The organism is uncultured Algibacter sp. (assembly GCF_963976535.1).
Lineage (GTDB): Bacteria > Bacteroidota > Bacteroidia > Flavobacteriales > Flavobacteriaceae > Algibacter_B.
In genome coordinates this window covers 112,337-126,987 of record NZ_CAXBLF010000001.1, presented here as the reverse complement: position 1 = coordinate 126,987, position 14,651 = coordinate 112,337, and the positions used below count along the sequence as shown (strand labels likewise).

Here is a 14,651-nt window from a genome sequence, read left to right as displayed (position 1 = left end):
AATTTACTTATTTCCTATTGTATTTCCATTTTCATCTAAAGGCAGGTATGGGTTGAATGCTATTTCCCATAAATTTTCGTCAGGATCTGCTACATAACTACTATATCCACCCCAAGAAACATCTTCAGGTCGTTTAACAATCTTAACATCTTTAGCTTCTAACTTTTCAATCAACTCGTCAACTTCTTCTTTAGTTCTTGTGTTAAATGCTATTGTGAATGCTTTAAAACCATTTCCTTCGCAACTAACCCCTGCATCTTTAGCTAATTTCTCCTTTGGATAAAGCGACAACAATATTCCGTTTAATTGAAAAAAGGTAATATACTCATTACTTGACTTAAGCTTTTTCCAACCAAATTTATCTTCATAAAACTCAGAAGACATTTTTAAATTTTTAACTCCTAGAGTTACTAATGTTAATCTTTGTTCCATAATTATATCAAATTATAATCTTACACCCACTCCAAATTCAACACCTTCTGCTTTAGCACCGTGCGCTTTGAGCGTTATAGCTCCAAACCATTTTTTGAAAAAATAGCGTTTCAAACCTATCCTAACGTAAGTTCTGCCTTCAAAATCAAAAGGGTAATATACATAATACCCAAGTTGTGTTAATAACGACGTTTTATTAACAAATAATTCATGACCAGCAAAAACACCAATACGTTTATAATCTTCATTTCCAGAAACACCTTGGTTTGGAAACGCAACACTTCTGTAATAAATAAGCTCTTTCAAGAAGTTTGAGAAGAAGACATCTGCTCCTAATTGAAACGCACTTTTTTTATTAATCCGTTTATCCGCATAAGCAGAAACTACATACATCGCAAACTGCCCACTGCCAACAATATCACTTTCATTTATACCTGTTCTAAAAGCAAAATTGTACTTAATGGGTTCAGAAAAAGCTTGGTCTTGTTTTTTATCAATAGTGTGTTGATATTCTAAACCTTCATCATCTAAACTGTAAGTTACGCCTACATTAAACGTGATAGAATTAGTTCCATTATTTGGCGATTTCACATTTGCATTAGAATAATGAATCAACGAAAATCCACTTTGCAAACCAAACCTATCAAAAATACGTTCCTTTTTATAATTCAACATCACATAAGTACTACTCCCAAATTTAGACCCAAATGCTACGTTTTTAAAGTTGGTTTCTCTATCGTACGGATTGGTATTATAAGCCAACCCTTGACCAATTCGAAACATTATGTTTCGCTTTAAAAAGTAAAAATTGTAGTGCGCATAAAGTGAAATAGTATTTCCTAAAACATCATTCTTAAGGTTTTGATATGCCAAAGAAAATCCATAATCTGGGTAGTTAAAACGCTGTTCCCAGTCTTCAAAACCATAGGTTTTTTTACTCCAACCTAAAATAACACCTTCTGGATGACCTTTGATCAAATGAAGAATTTCGTTATTGTGAAGCGCAATATTTCCTCGAAAGTAGTTAACATCAACATACGATGTATGCGTCTTGTCTTGAGAAAAAGAAAAGCTAAAAGCTAAACAAAAAACACATAAAAATATTTGACGCATAAATAGGTACTATGCCGTAAAAATAACGTAATTATAATGAGTTCGACTTAAGAAGGTTTACATTTTACAAATAAAGCTAATAATTTTCCATTTGTCACCTTGAGCGCAGTCGAAAGGTCATATTAACTAATGAATTTCAAAGGTTTCGACTGCGCTCAACCTGACATTGAAACTTAAATTTAAACCTAACTTAATAATTAAAACAATGCTGATGCAATAGCTTTTATATTGTCACTTTTGCCCATTGAGTAATAGTGTAATACGGGAACACCTGCTGCTCTAAGTTCTTCAGATTGTTTTATAGCCCATTCAACACCAACTTGCCTTACCGCCTTATTATCTTTGCATTTTTCAACTTCAACAATTAATTCTTCTGGTAAATCAATTTTAAAAACCTGAGGTAATAATTGTAAATGACGCTTTACAGCTATGGGTTTAATTCCAGGAATAATAGGCACATTAATGCCCACAGCTTTAGCAGCCTCAACAAACTTAAAATATTTCTGATTATCAAAAAACATTTGTGTTACTACATAATCCGCACCAGCATCAACCTTCTCTTTAAGTCGTCTCAAATCGGTTTGTAAAGAAGGTGCTTCCATGTGTTTTTCAGGATAACCAGCAACACCAATACAGAAATCAGATTTATGTTCCGTTTCAATAACCTCATGCAAATATTTACCAGCATTTAAATTCTGAATTTGCGAAACCAAGTCTGTAGCAAATTTATGTCCGCCTTTTGATGCTTCAAAGTATTTCTCATGGCTCATAGCATCACCACGCAACGCCATAACATTCTCAATACCAAGGTAATGACAATCAACCAACAAGTATTCTGTTTCTTCTCTTGTAAACCCACCACATAACACATGTGGCACAGTATCCACATTATATTTATGCTTAATTGCAGCACAAATACCAACCGTTCCTGGGCGCATCCGCGTCACTTTTCTATCCAAAAGCCCTTCGCCTTTATCAATATAAATATATTCTTCACGAGAGGTAGTTACATCAATAAATGGTGGTTTAAACTCCATCAAAGGGTCAATATTATTATACAATTCCTGAATATTTCTACCCTTTTGTGGCGGTATAATTTCAAAGGAAAACAAGGTGTTTCCGTTTGCCTGTTTTATATGGTCTGTTACTTTCATTCCCCTAAATCCCACAAGGGGACTTTAATTAGTTAATATTTTAGTTTTCTTAGCAACGAATTCACGAATGATTTCTTTAAGCTATTTTTCTTTTTTGGGCGTTACCCCTCGCTTAATACCTACAAGGTTTTCAAAACCTTGCAGGAGCACTCACGGTCGCGCTTTACGTTACAAGTCCTCGCTCGTGCCTCGCTGTGGGCTTTCCACTGCAATCGCTAACGCGGAAAACCCACCCCTAAATTCCTCCCCTAGCCCCTCCGAAGGAGGGGAACTCTTACTCAAATCTTTCTTCTAGACCTTTCAGGTTTTTCTATCCGCAATCCATTCCTCCCCTTCGGGGAGGCTAGGAGGGGATTACTCTTCTGCTAAAGTTTGATGCAACCACTTTCTAGCCTTCTCTTTCGTAATTCCTTTTCTAGTAGCATAATCCGTTACTTGGTCATCTGTAATTTTACCTAAACCAAAATATTTAGCTTCTGGGTTTCCAAAATAATAACCCGATACTGCCGCTGCTGGCCACATCGCTAAACTTTCGGTTAATTTTACACCTATTAATTTTTCAACCTCTAACAAGGCCCAAATCGTTTCCTTTTCTAAATGGTCTGGACAAGCAGGATAACCTGGCGCTGGCCTAATGCCTTTATAACTTTCTTTAATTAAATCATTGTTAGATAAATCTTCATTTGCAGCATAACCCCAATGTTTAGTTCTCACTTGTTTGTGTAAATATTCAGCGAAAGCTTCTGCAAAACGATCCGCAATAGCTTGCGCCATTATAGCATTATAATCATCCTCTTTATCTCTATAATTATCAGCTAATTCTTGCGCTCCAAAAATACCAACACAAAACGCTCCCATATAATCTGTTTTACCAGATTCTTTTGGTGCAATAAAATCTGCTAAAGCATGATTAGGAATACCTTCGCGCTTTTTTAATTGCTGACGCAACGTTCTAAAAACAGCAATTTCCTTACCCTTTTTCCGAACAGAAATATCATCTTCATGAATTGAGTTCGCTTCAAACAAACCAAAAACCGCTTTAGGTTTTAAGAGTTGTTTTGCTATAATCTCATTAATCATTTCTTGAGCTTCTTCATACATAGTTGTCGCTTGCTCTCCAACAACCATATCAGTCAAAATATCTGGAAATTTACCATGTAAATCCCAGCTTCTAAAAAACGGACTCCAATCTATAAATGGCACTAATTCTTTTAAACTTAATTGTTTTAAAATCTGAACTCCTAATGCTGCAGGTTTTACAATTTCTGAAGTTTCCCAATCAATTTTATACTTTCTGTTTCTGGCTTCACTAATAGAAATATATGATTTCTCTTTGCCTCGTTTTAAAAACTTGATTCGGAATTCATCATAATCAGCTTTCATTTTAGCAACGTAATCATGTGATGTTTTCTTATTCAATAAATCACCAACAACCGTTACCGCTCTTGAGGCATCATTTACATGAACCACCGCATTTTTATACTGTGTATCAATCTTAACAGCAGTGTGCGCTTTTGATGTTGTTGCACCTCCAATAAGCAATGGTAATTCAAAATTCTGACGTTGCATTTCTTTAGCTAAATACACCATTTCATCAAGTGATGGTGTAATTAATCCAGATAATCCAATAGCATCAACACGTTCTTTAATGGCGGTTTCAATAATTTTTTCAGGTGGTACCATAACCCCTAAATCAACTATTTCATAATTGTTACATGCCAAAACTACACTCACAATATTTTTACCAATATCATGCACATCACCCTTTACCGTCGCCATTAATATTTTACCAACAGCCTCTTGTTTATCTCCTTTCTCCGCTTCAATAAACGGATTTAGATAGCCTACTGCTTTTTTCATGACACGAGCAGATTTTACTACTTGCGGCAAAAACATTTTTCCAGCGCCAAATAAATCACCAACCACATTCATTCCAATCATCAAATGACCTTCAATCACTTCAATGGGCTTATCTGCTTCTTGTCTTGCTTGTTCAATATCTTCAATAATAAAGGCATCAATACCTTTTACTAAAGCATGTGTAATACGTTCTTGAACGGGATTTTCTCTCCATGATAAATCCAATCCTTTTTCGACTTTCGAGCCCTTTACAGTTTCTGCAAAATCTAATAGACGCTCCGTTGCATCCTCTCTTCTATCTAAAATAACATCTTCAACATGTTCTAATAAATCCTTAGGAATATCATCATAAATCTCTAACAATGCTGGGTTTACAATGCCCATATTCATACCAGCTTGAATAGCATGATATAAAAATACAGAATGCATCGCCTCACGAACGCCGTCATTTCCTCTAAAAGAAAACGACACATTACTCACACCACCACTTACACTAACATTTTCTAGATTTTGGCGAACCCAACGCGTCGCTTCAATAAAATCAATCGCATTTTTTCGATGCTCTTCCATTCCTGTTGCCACGGGAAAGATGTTTAAATCGAAAATAATATCTTCAGAGGGAAAACCAACTTTATTTAGCAAAACATCATAGGAGCGTTTAGCAATTTCAATACGTCTTTTATAATTATCGGCTTGTCCATCTTCATCAAAAGCCATTACAATTACTGCAGCGCCGTATCTTTTTATTTGTTTTGCCTCCCAAATAAATTTTTCTTCGCCTTCTTTTAGTGAAATAGAATTTACGACACACTTTCCTTGCACCACTTGAAGTCCAGCCTCAATAATTTCCCATTTTGAACTGTCAATCATTATTGGCACGCGACAAATATCTGGTTCAGCAGCTATTAAATTTAAAAAACGAATCATCGCTTCTTTACCATCAATCAAACCATCATCAAAGTTAATATCAATAATTTGAGCACCACCATCTACTTGATGACGCGCAATATCTAAAGCTTCATCGAACTTCTCTTCTTTTATTAACCGAAGAAATTTACGAGAACCTGCAACATTAGTACGTTCTCCTACATTTATAAAATTGCTGTTTTCGTTTAAAACCAAAGGTTCTAAACCAGACAATTTCATGTATTTTCTCCCCACTCCAACCTCTCCCCAAAGGGTAGAGGCTTTTTTATTCGGAATGTCTTCTTTATTATTTTTCATTACTTATAATGTTCTACTATTGGAAATGGTTAGCATCCTAGGGCCCCGAAGGGGGAATATGCTCTCTAAAATCCTATTCTTGTTATTTACATAGACCTGTCAGGTTTTTAAAACCTGTCAGGTCTATTTTATTTGTAATGTTCTACTTCTGGAAACGGTTTATAAAAATGATGCAATAATGCTTTCCATTCTTGATATTCTTCAGATTTACGAAATCCAATTTCATGATCTTCAATCGTTTCCCATTTCACTAATAAAATATATTTATCGTTTTGCTCGATACACTTTTTTAATTGATGTGAGATGTAACCTTTCATTGATGAAATAATCTTTTCTGCTTTTTTGAAATTGGTTTCAAATTCAGCAGAAAGCCCTTTCTTTATATTTAATTTTGCTACTTCTAAAATCATACTTGTTTTTATCAGACCTGTCAGGTTTTTAAAACCTGACAGGTCTATTTTATATCCTAGTGTGATGCTGAAACAAGTTCAGCATGACGACGTGGTTTGTATTTAGCTGCAATATCAGCGATTACACGAATATGCTCTGGCGATGTACCACAACAACCACCAATAATATTTATTAAATCCTTTTTTAAATATTCTTCAATTTGCTCACCCATTTCCTCTGGAGTTTCATCATACTCACCAAAAGCATTGGGTAAGCCTGCATTTGGATGCGCTGAAATAGCAAAATCGGTTTTATTAGCAATAGCCTCTAAATGTGGCTGTAACAAATTGGCTCCTAAAGCACAATTAAATCCAACCGACAATAACGGAATATGAGATACTGATATTAAAAACGCCTCAGCTGTTTGACCTGATAAAGTTCTTCCAGAAGCATCTGTAATCGTTCCGCTTAACATAATTGGGATATCGATGTTTCGTTCATCTTTTACTTCTTCAATCGCAAATAATGCAGCCTTAGCATTCAACGTATCAAAAACCGTTTCAACTAATAATAAATCTACACCGCCATCAACTAAAGCTTCTACTTGTTGTTTGTATGCTATTCTTAATTCATCAAAAGTTACCGCTCTAAAACCAGGATCATTTACGTCTGGCGACATACTCGCTGTTCTATTTGTAGGACCAATCGACCCTGCTACAAAACGTGGTTTATGAGGTTCTTTCGCTGTATATGCATCTGCAACTTCTTTTGCTATTTTAGCCGACTGATAATTCAGTTCATACACCAAGTCTTCCATTTGGTAATCTGCCATGGCGATAGTAGTTCCAGAAAATGTGTTGGTTTCAACAATATCTGCACCTACTTCAAAATATTTTCCGTGAATGGTTTTAATGGCTTCTGGCTGAGTAATAGACAACAAATCGTTATTACCCTGAAGTGGTGTTGGGTAATCTTTAAATCGCTCGCCTCTAAAATGGTCTTCTGTAAATTTGTAAGCTTGCAACATGGTGCCCATGGCACCATCTAGGACTAAAATTCGCTCCTTTAAAGCTTTATGTATGTTTGACATATTTTTTATATTTCCAGACCTATCAGGTTTTAAAAACCTGATAGGTCTATTAATTTAAATGTCATCAAGAAAAGTAAAAAACACTTTTCGTTATCTTTCCAATAATCATTAAAATTATTAGTAGAATTTAGCACCTTCTTTAAAAGCTAAAGGGTTGCCAAGGCTTCAACGGGTCTAATCCCTCTACCTTTCTTGATAACACTAGTACGTTAATGAACTCGCGAACAAAAGTACTAACTATATTTTTGTTTTCCTTATCCTTCAAGGTCTTTTTTGCCTTGTAGGTATAATTCATTTTTTATTAAATAGTGTCTGGACGGAAACAGACGATTTTTATAATTTGAATTATTTTTGATGTCATTTTTGTTTAGTTTTTATGAGTTGATGCCTTAGTATCAAGCGATTAAAAATAAACTGAAAGGGCGCAAAAAGAAACAAATTTAATTTTGCTGTGTTTCCCTCCAAACACTAAATACCTAAAAGGTTTTTGAACCCTTGCAGGATTATTATCTATAGACCTGTCAGGTTTTTAAAAACCTGACAGGTCTTCAACAAATATTATTCAAAAAGTGGAGACGACAAATACCTATCTCCTCTATCGCAAACCACAGCTACAATTAAACCTTCATCAATTGACTCAGCTATTTTTAACGCACAATGGACAGATCCGCCACTACTCATTCCTGCAAAAACACCTTCTTCCTTAGCTAATCTTTTAGTTGTCTCTTTTGCTTCTTCTGCGGTAACATCTAACACGATATCTACTCTTTTAGGATTGAAAAACTTTGGCTCGTAATCAGGCGACCATTTTCTAATTCCTGGAATTCTTGCACCATCGGCAGGTTGGGCGCCAACAATTGCGATATTCTTATTCTTTTCTTTTAAAAAGGTGGACACTCCTGTAATGGTTCCTGTAGTTCCCATAGCTGATACAAAATGGGTTACTTTACCTTCAGTAGCATTCCAAATTTCTGGACCAGTAGTTTTGTAATGTGCCTTCCAATTATCATCATTTTCAAACTGATTCAATAACGTATACCCTTTTTCATCTCTAAGTTTAAAAGCCAAATCTCTTGAACCTTCAATACCAATATCAGCAGATGTCAAAATCACCTCTGCACCATAAGCACGCATAGTTTTTACACGTTCTTCAGTAGAATTCTCAGGCATAATTAGAACCATATTCAATCCTAATAGCTTTGAAATAAAAGCCAAAGCAATTCCTGTATTTCCACTTGTGGCTTCAACTAAGGTTCCTCCTTTTTTAATATCGCCTCGTTTTAAGGCTTCATTTATCATGTTAAAAGCTGGCCTATCTTTAACACTTCCGCCAGGGTTATTACCTTCTAATTTTAAAAACAACCTTACACCTTTTTTCGAAATAAGATGTGTTGCTTCAACTAATGGCGTATTGCCTATTTGACCAATAATACTATTTTCGAATGCCATTTTTTCTTGGTCTTATTTTAATTTCTGTTTGATAGGTTACTAATGAGTCTTCTGGAACTGATTCTGTAATCCAAACGTTGGCTCCAATTATACTATTTGCTCCAATGACTATATCGCCACCTAAAATAGTGGCATTAGCATAAATGCACACATTATCCTCAATAGTAGGATGCCGTTTTGTGGATGCCATCCTTTTAGATACCGAAATACCGCCCAAAGTTACACCTTGATAAATCTTAACGTCTTTTCCAATAATAGCCGTTTCGCCAATTACAATTCCAGTTCCATGGTCAATATAAAACGACTCGCCAATAGTTGCTCCTGGATGAATATCTATACCTGTAATACCGTGAATATACTCACTCATCATTCTTGGTAAAATGTACACACCAAGGTTATAAAGCGCGTGACTTAATCTGTAGATTGAAATCGCATAAAAACCAGGATACGCCATATAAATTTCTGCTAAAGAATGCGAAGCAGGATCATTCTTTTCAAATGCACTGGCATCAAGATCAAGTCTCCTTCTAATCTCTGGAAGTTCAGTTTTAAAAGTTGCCCAAATGTCTTCTCCATTTTCAATCTCTAATTTAGAAACTATTTTAAGAAATGTTTTTTCTAAATAATCACTATGAACTTCTTCTTGGTCACAATCAAACAAGGAATAAAACAATCTTTTAGTGAATGTTTTTGCGGTATCTTTTAAGCAAACGTTATAACTTATCATCCTTTCTTTTAAATAAAAATACCTGCAGGCTCCGATAGCTATCGGGATTGAAACCTTGCTGGATTATATTTTTTTAATACTTTTTATTTTTTGGCATTCCCCTATCGGGTCGGGCTTTCCACTATATCTTTTCTTGTGCTGAACTTGTTTCAGTATCTCATCAAGTTTTATATTCGCACAACAAAAGGATGTCGTTTCAATCCCTAATGCACCTATCCGCCAAAGTAGTTTATCAATCTTAAGCTTACACGACTATTTGCATTTTATTAAGACCTATCAGGTTTTTACCTTAACCCTCCTAATTTCGATTTAATCGAAATTGTCCTCCCTTTAAAACAAAGGGAGGAACAAGTTTAATTAATATCTTAGGAAAAATCAAACTAACCGGAACCTAATTAATCCTTTTTTTGTTCATGTTTTTTAGACCTTAGTTAATCGCTTGAACCACTGCTTTTGGTGCTTCTTTACGAGTCCCATCAAAACCATCAATACCACTAACCGTTGTGTATTTCAATACTAGTCTTTTACCTGGATTGATAATTCTATAAGCCGCTTGAGTCATTAATGTTGCCTCATGGAAACCACAAAGAATTAATTTTAATTTCTCTGGATAGGTGTTTACATCTCCAATAGCAAATATTCCAGGAATATTTGTTTGGTAATTTAATGAATTATCCACTTTTATAGCATTTTTTTCAATGTCTAATCCCCAGTTTCCAATTGGACCTAATTTTGGAGACAAACCAAATAATGGTATAAAATGATCTGTTTCTAGTTTAGTTGATTCTCCATCTCTAACATAAGTAATCGCTTCAATCTTTCCATCTCCATGTAATTCATTAACCTCTGCCGGTGTAATTAAATTAATCTTACCCGCTTTAGTTAACTCGCCTACTTTTGCAACAGAATCTAAAGCACCTCTAAATTCGTTTCTTCTATGAATCAAGGTTACTTCTGAAGCTACATCAGTTAAGAAGATACTCCAGTCAAGAGCCGAATCTCCACCACCAGAAATAACAACACGTTTATTTCTATAAAACTCAGGGTCTTTAATAATATATTCCACACCATTATCTTCATAACCTGTAACACCTTCAATAGCTGGTTTTCTAGGTTCGAAAGACCCTAAACCACCTGCAATGGCTACTATTTGTGCATGATGTTGTGTGCCTTTATTTGTTGTAACTATAAAAGATCCATCGTCTTGTTTTTCTATGGTTTCAGCACGCTCTCCTAAAGTAAATCCAGGTTCAAATTGTTTTCCTTGCTCTAATAAATTTTTTGTTAAATCACCAGCTAAAATTTCTGGAAAACCAGGAATATCATAAATCGGTTTTTTAGGATAAATCTCCGAACATTGCCCACCTGGTTGCGGTAATGCATCAATTAAATGACATTTTAGTTTTAATAAGCCTGCCTCAAATACAGTAAATAAACCTGTTGGTCCTGCGCCAATAATGAGTATATCTGTTTTTATCATTTTACTTTTAATTTAGACCTGTCAGGTTTTAAAAACCTGACAGGTCTTTTTTATAATTTTCTTTTTTCAACTAATCCTTTTGTGAATTCATTTAGTGTTTCCACTTTTTCTTCGAAATCACCTTTTATTGTTTTTCTGTATTCGTTTAAATTCTTAACTAAATCATCTACATTTTCAGGAATCACATCCTCAAAAAACTGACGTAAACGTTTAGCTGTTGTTGGCGATTTACCGTTTGTTGAAATTGCAACTTTTACATTTCCTTTTGTTACGATGCCACCCATATAAAAATCGCAATATGGAGGGTTATCAGCAACATTTACTAGAATGCTTCTTTTTCTGCAATGCTTATGAACTTTCACGTTAACTTCAGGAACGTTTGTCGTTGCTATCACAATATGCTTTCCTTTTAAATAACGTTTTTTGTATTTATCTTCTACTAAAGAAACACATCCTTTTTTTGCAAGTTCTTTAGTTCCTTCTCTAAACATTGGAGACACTATTGTTACACAAGCATCTGGACTAGATTTTAAAAGAAAGGTCAACTTTTCTTCAGCCACAAAACCACCGCCAACAATAAGAACATTTAAGTTTTTAGCTTTTAAAAAAATGGGATATAAATTATTTCGAGCCCCCTCCGCCCCTAAAGGTGGAACTGAGCTAGAATTATTTATTTTATCGTCTTTGGTTAGCATATTACAGATTTTGATTGATTTCTTTTAACACAGAAGTTAATTGAACCCGTTCTTTCACTACATCACCAATAACTATAATTGCTGGATTTGTGAGTTGCTTTTCTTCAACTACATCACAAATCGTGCTGATTGTTCCAAAACCAACTTTTTCATTTTCGGTTGTTCCGTTTTGAATAATCGCAATCGCTGTATCTTGTTTATTTTCATCTGAAAAAATCCGAACGATTTCAGGTAATTTGCCCATTCCCATTAAAACAACAACCGTTGCTGTAGATTTTGCTGCCAAAGCCACATCGTTTGATAAAGCATGATCTTTTGTTGTTGCTGTAACGACCCAAAAACTCTCTGAAAACCCTCGTTTTGTTAAAGGAATACCTTGATATGCTGGCACAGCTAAAGCTGATGAAATCCCAGGAACAACATAAGTTTCTACACCAAATTGTCTTACATAATCTATCTCTTCAGCACCACGTCCAAAAATAAATGGATCTCCACCTTTTAGGCGTACTACACGCCCCTTTTCTTTGGCTTTAGCGACAATAAGATCATTGATTTGCTCTTGTTGAAAGGCATAACACCCCTTGCGCTTCCCTACAAAAATAAGCTCAACATCTTCTGATGCATACTTAAGTAATGATTCGTTTATTAGCGCATCATACAATATGACATCAGCTGATTCAATAGCTTTAATTGCCTTAAGAGTAATTAACTCTTCATCACCTGGACCTGCACCTACAACTGTTAATTGCCCCCTAACCCCCGAAGGGGGAATAGGATTCTCTATATCAATATGTTTTTCTTTAAAACTCATATACCACTTATATACCGAATGAATCGGTTTTAAACCGCTTTCTTTTCTAGCTGCCTTTGAGCTTCTCTGTATACTCTAACTTTATCTAAAAAATGATTTGCATTTCCAATATACTTGGCGGCAAAATCCGCGGTTGGTGCAAATTTATTAATTTGATATATTAATTCCGAGAAAGAAGTACCTAAATCAATTTCTCCTCCTTCAACGAAAAACTCATCAAACTGAGCAATAATTCCAGCGTGTGTATTTGTCTTTTTATTCTCTGCTAATAATAACGCTTTCGCAGAATTAACTAGAGAAGTATAAGCATAATAAATTGCACTTGAATACACCTTATCATCAAATGAAGTCTTAGCATTTTCTATTTTTTCTTCACTTTCAAAAAATAATGTTGCAATTAAATCGATAACAACTCCGGCACATTCACCAATACCAATTTCTTTAACGTACTTTTCTTCTTCACCCCAATCAATAAAATCAGCTTGAGTTAAATTAGAAACATCTTGTAAATCATTTAAGAAATCGTAAAAATACTTTTCACCTTTTTCTTTATAGTATTCAACAAATGGTTTTCCGTTTGAATTTGCTTCAAAATCATTCAAAATAAGTCTTAAAGCTTCTGGACCTCTTTTACTAGGCACTTTTACAACTTTATCAGCAAAAGCAGCATTTCCATCACCTAAATTACCTCCACCTAATAATACTTGTAAAGCAGGCGCTACTAATTTATCTGGCGTACGAACTGACATACCTTGGAAACCAATATTTGCCATATTGTGTTGTCCACAAGCATTCATACATCCACTAATTTTAATAACTAAATCTTCGTTTTTTAAATATTGTGGATATTCAGCTTTAATAACGCGTTCTAATTCATCCGCAATACCTGTACTACTTGCAATTCCTAAATTACAGGTATCTGTACCTGGACAAGCTGTAATATCAACCGCTTTATTGTAACCGGCTTCAACAAAGCCAAGTTTTTCTAATTCTGTATAGAAAAATGGCACTAATTCTCTTTTCACAAAAGGAATTACGATGTTTTGTCGCAGGGATAAACGAATTTCACCCGCCGCATAATTTTCAACTAAATCAGCTAACAATCTTGCTTTATCCGTATAAAAATCTCCTAAAAGCACTTTGATTCCAATAGCCACATAACCCTCTTGCTTTTGAGGAATTAAGTTGGTTGACTTCCAAGTTTCAAATACTTTTTGATCTTTGATTATTACTTCAGGAATTTCGTCAACTTCAACTGGATTTGAAGCTTCATAAGCATCTGCATCAATAGCAACTGATTTGAATTCTATTGCGTTTTGTTCTTCTTCAACTAAAGTTTTAAAAGCATCTAAACCTATATCTTTTAATAAAAATTTTAAACGTGCTTTGGCTCGACTTTTACGCTCACCATGTCGATCAAAAACTCTTAAAACACCTTCCATTACTGGAATTATTTTATCTGTTGGTAAGAAATCATACAATACATCTGCATGACGTGGTTGCGACCCTAAACCTCCACCAATCATTACTTTAAATCCACGCACTCCATTTTGGATTTTAGCAATGAATCCTAAATCGTGCATATATGAAAGCCCCGTGTCTTCATCCGTAGATGAAAAAGACACTTTGAACTTACGTCCCATTTCTTGACAAATAGGGTTTCTTAAGAAAAAGCGAAATAAGGCATCAGCATAAGGTGACACATCAAACGGCTCATCAACATCAATTCCTGCAGTTTCACTTGCAGTTACGTTTCTTACTGTGTTACCACAAGCTTCACGTAACGTCACATCATCACGTTCTAATTCCGCCCATAATTCTGGGGTTCTATTTAAATCTACATAGTGAATTTGAATATCTTGACGTGTGGTAATATGTAATCTTCCTCTTGAATATTCATCAGAGACATCAGAAATTCTTCGCAATTGATTACTCTTTACTTTTCCGTAAGGTAATTTAATACGAATCATTTGCACCCCTTCTTGACGCTGACCGTAAACACCACGTGCTAAACGTAGGCTTCTGAATTTTTCTTCGTCTATCTTCCCTTTATGAAAAAGCTCAATTTTATTAGCTAATTCTATAATATCGTTTTCAACAACCGGATTTTCTAATTCTGTTCTAAAACTCTGCATATTCCCCACCCGACCTCCCCAAAGGGGAGGAGCTCTTTACTAGGTAATTTTTAGTTATACTTTATTTTTTTATTTTCAATATTTATAGTTC

12 protein-coding genes and 1 riboswitch are annotated in these 14,651 nt (G+C 34.9%); all 12 genes read right to left on the bottom strand.

Annotated features, from left to right (window positions below):
- Window positions 1-3: 3 nt before the first annotated feature.
- Window positions 4-432, bottom strand: coding sequence for a VOC family protein (locus tag AAC024_RS00540; RefSeq protein WP_339893155.1), 429 nt, complete (start codon window positions 430-432; stop codon window positions 4-6).
- Between the two features lie 12 nt (window positions 433-444).
- Window positions 445-1,545, bottom strand: coding sequence for an acyloxyacyl hydrolase (locus AAC024_RS00535; RefSeq protein ID WP_339893154.1), 1,101 nt, complete (start codon window positions 1,543-1,545; stop codon window positions 445-447).
- Window positions 1,546-1,742: 197 nt separating this feature from the next.
- Window positions 1,743-2,699 (bottom strand): methylenetetrahydrofolate reductase [NAD(P)H], encoded by a 957-nt coding sequence (gene metF, locus AAC024_RS00530; protein WP_339893152.1) that lies wholly within the window; start codon window positions 2,697-2,699, stop codon window positions 1,743-1,745.
- 354 nt (window positions 2,700-3,053) lie between these two features.
- A complete protein-coding gene (gene metH / locus AAC024_RS00525; RefSeq protein ID WP_339893151.1) occupies window positions 3,054-5,783 on the bottom strand; it encodes a methionine synthase in 2,730 nt (909 codons plus the stop codon).
- Window positions 5,784-5,911: 128 nt separating this feature from the next.
- The gene (locus AAC024_RS00520) at window positions 5,912-6,193 is read right to left on the bottom strand and encodes an antibiotic biosynthesis monooxygenase (protein ID WP_339893150.1); all 282 of its coding nucleotides are present in this window, start codon (window positions 6,191-6,193) and stop codon (window positions 5,912-5,914) included.
- 56 nt (window positions 6,194-6,249) lie between these two features.
- A complete protein-coding gene (locus AAC024_RS00515) occupies window positions 6,250-7,263 on the bottom strand; it encodes a homocysteine S-methyltransferase family protein (RefSeq protein WP_339893148.1) in 1,014 nt (337 codons plus the stop codon).
- Between the two features lie 87 nt (window positions 7,264-7,350).
- Window positions 7,351-7,465: riboswitch (SAM riboswitch) on the bottom strand.
- Window positions 7,466-7,821: 356 nt separating this feature from the next.
- The gene (cysM, locus tag AAC024_RS00510; protein WP_339893147.1) at window positions 7,822-8,712 is read right to left on the bottom strand and encodes a cysteine synthase CysM; all 891 of its coding nucleotides are present in this window, start codon (window positions 8,710-8,712) and stop codon (window positions 7,822-7,824) included.
- A complete protein-coding gene (gene epsC / locus AAC024_RS00505; protein WP_339893146.1) occupies window positions 8,696-9,439 on the bottom strand; it encodes a serine O-acetyltransferase EpsC in 744 nt (247 codons plus the stop codon). Before epsC ends, cysM begins: the two co-directional genes overlap by 17 nt.
- 427 nt (window positions 9,440-9,866) lie before the next feature.
- Window positions 9,867-10,919 (bottom strand): NAD(P)/FAD-dependent oxidoreductase, encoded by a 1,053-nt coding sequence (locus AAC024_RS00500; protein ID WP_339893145.1) that lies wholly within the window; start codon window positions 10,917-10,919, stop codon window positions 9,867-9,869.
- Between the two features lie 50 nt (window positions 10,920-10,969).
- The gene (locus AAC024_RS00495; RefSeq protein WP_339893143.1) at window positions 10,970-11,614 is read right to left on the bottom strand and encodes a bifunctional precorrin-2 dehydrogenase/sirohydrochlorin ferrochelatase; all 645 of its coding nucleotides are present in this window, start codon (window positions 11,612-11,614) and stop codon (window positions 10,970-10,972) included.
- A gap of 1 nt (window position 11,615) precedes the next feature.
- Window positions 11,616-12,425, bottom strand: coding sequence for a uroporphyrinogen-III C-methyltransferase (gene cobA, locus AAC024_RS00490; protein ID WP_339893141.1), 810 nt, complete (start codon window positions 12,423-12,425; stop codon window positions 11,616-11,618).
- A gap of 29 nt (window positions 12,426-12,454) precedes the next feature.
- Complete coding sequence (locus AAC024_RS00485; protein WP_339893140.1) at window positions 12,455-14,560, bottom strand: HEPN domain-containing protein; 2,106 nt, start codon at window positions 14,558-14,560, stop codon at window positions 12,455-12,457.
- Window positions 14,561-14,651: the final 91 nt, after the last annotated feature.

Bases quoted from the DNA above. Each gene is read 5' to 3' on its own strand.
- AAC024_RS00540 (WP_339893155.1), bottom strand. From the start codon at position 432: ATGGAACAAAGATTAACATTAGTAACTCTAGGAGTTAAAAATTTAAAA.
- AAC024_RS00535 (WP_339893154.1), bottom strand. From the start codon at position 1,545: ATGCGTCAAATATTTTTATGTGTTTTTTGTTTAGCTTTTAGCTTTTCT.
- metF (WP_339893152.1), bottom strand. From the start codon at position 2,699: ATGAAAGTAACAGACCATATAAAACAGGCAAACGGAAACACCTTGTTT.
- metH (WP_339893151.1), bottom strand. From the start codon at position 5,783: ATGAAAAATAATAAAGAAGACATTCCGAATAAAAAAGCCTCTACCCTT.
- AAC024_RS00520 (WP_339893150.1), bottom strand. From the start codon at position 6,193: ATGATTTTAGAAGTAGCAAAATTAAATATAAAGAAAGGGCTTTCTGCT.
- AAC024_RS00515 (WP_339893148.1), bottom strand. From the start codon at position 7,263: ATGTCAAACATACATAAAGCTTTAAAGGAGCGAATTTTAGTCCTAGAT.
- cysM (WP_339893147.1), bottom strand. From the start codon at position 8,712: ATGGCATTCGAAAATAGTATTATTGGTCAAATAGGCAATACGCCATTA.
- epsC (WP_339893146.1), bottom strand. From the start codon at position 9,439: ATGATAAGTTATAACGTTTGCTTAAAAGATACCGCAAAAACATTCACT.
- AAC024_RS00500 (WP_339893145.1), bottom strand. From the start codon at position 10,919: ATGATAAAAACAGATATACTCATTATTGGCGCAGGACCAACAGGTTTA.
- AAC024_RS00495 (WP_339893143.1), bottom strand. From the start codon at position 11,614: ATGCTAACCAAAGACGATAAAATAAATAATTCTAGCTCAGTTCCACCT.
- cobA (WP_339893141.1), bottom strand. From the start codon at position 12,425: ATGAGTTTTAAAGAAAAACATATTGATATAGAGAATCCTATTCCCCCT.
- AAC024_RS00485 (WP_339893140.1), bottom strand. From the start codon at position 14,560: ATGCAGAGTTTTAGAACAGAATTAGAAAATCCGGTTGTTGAAAACGAT.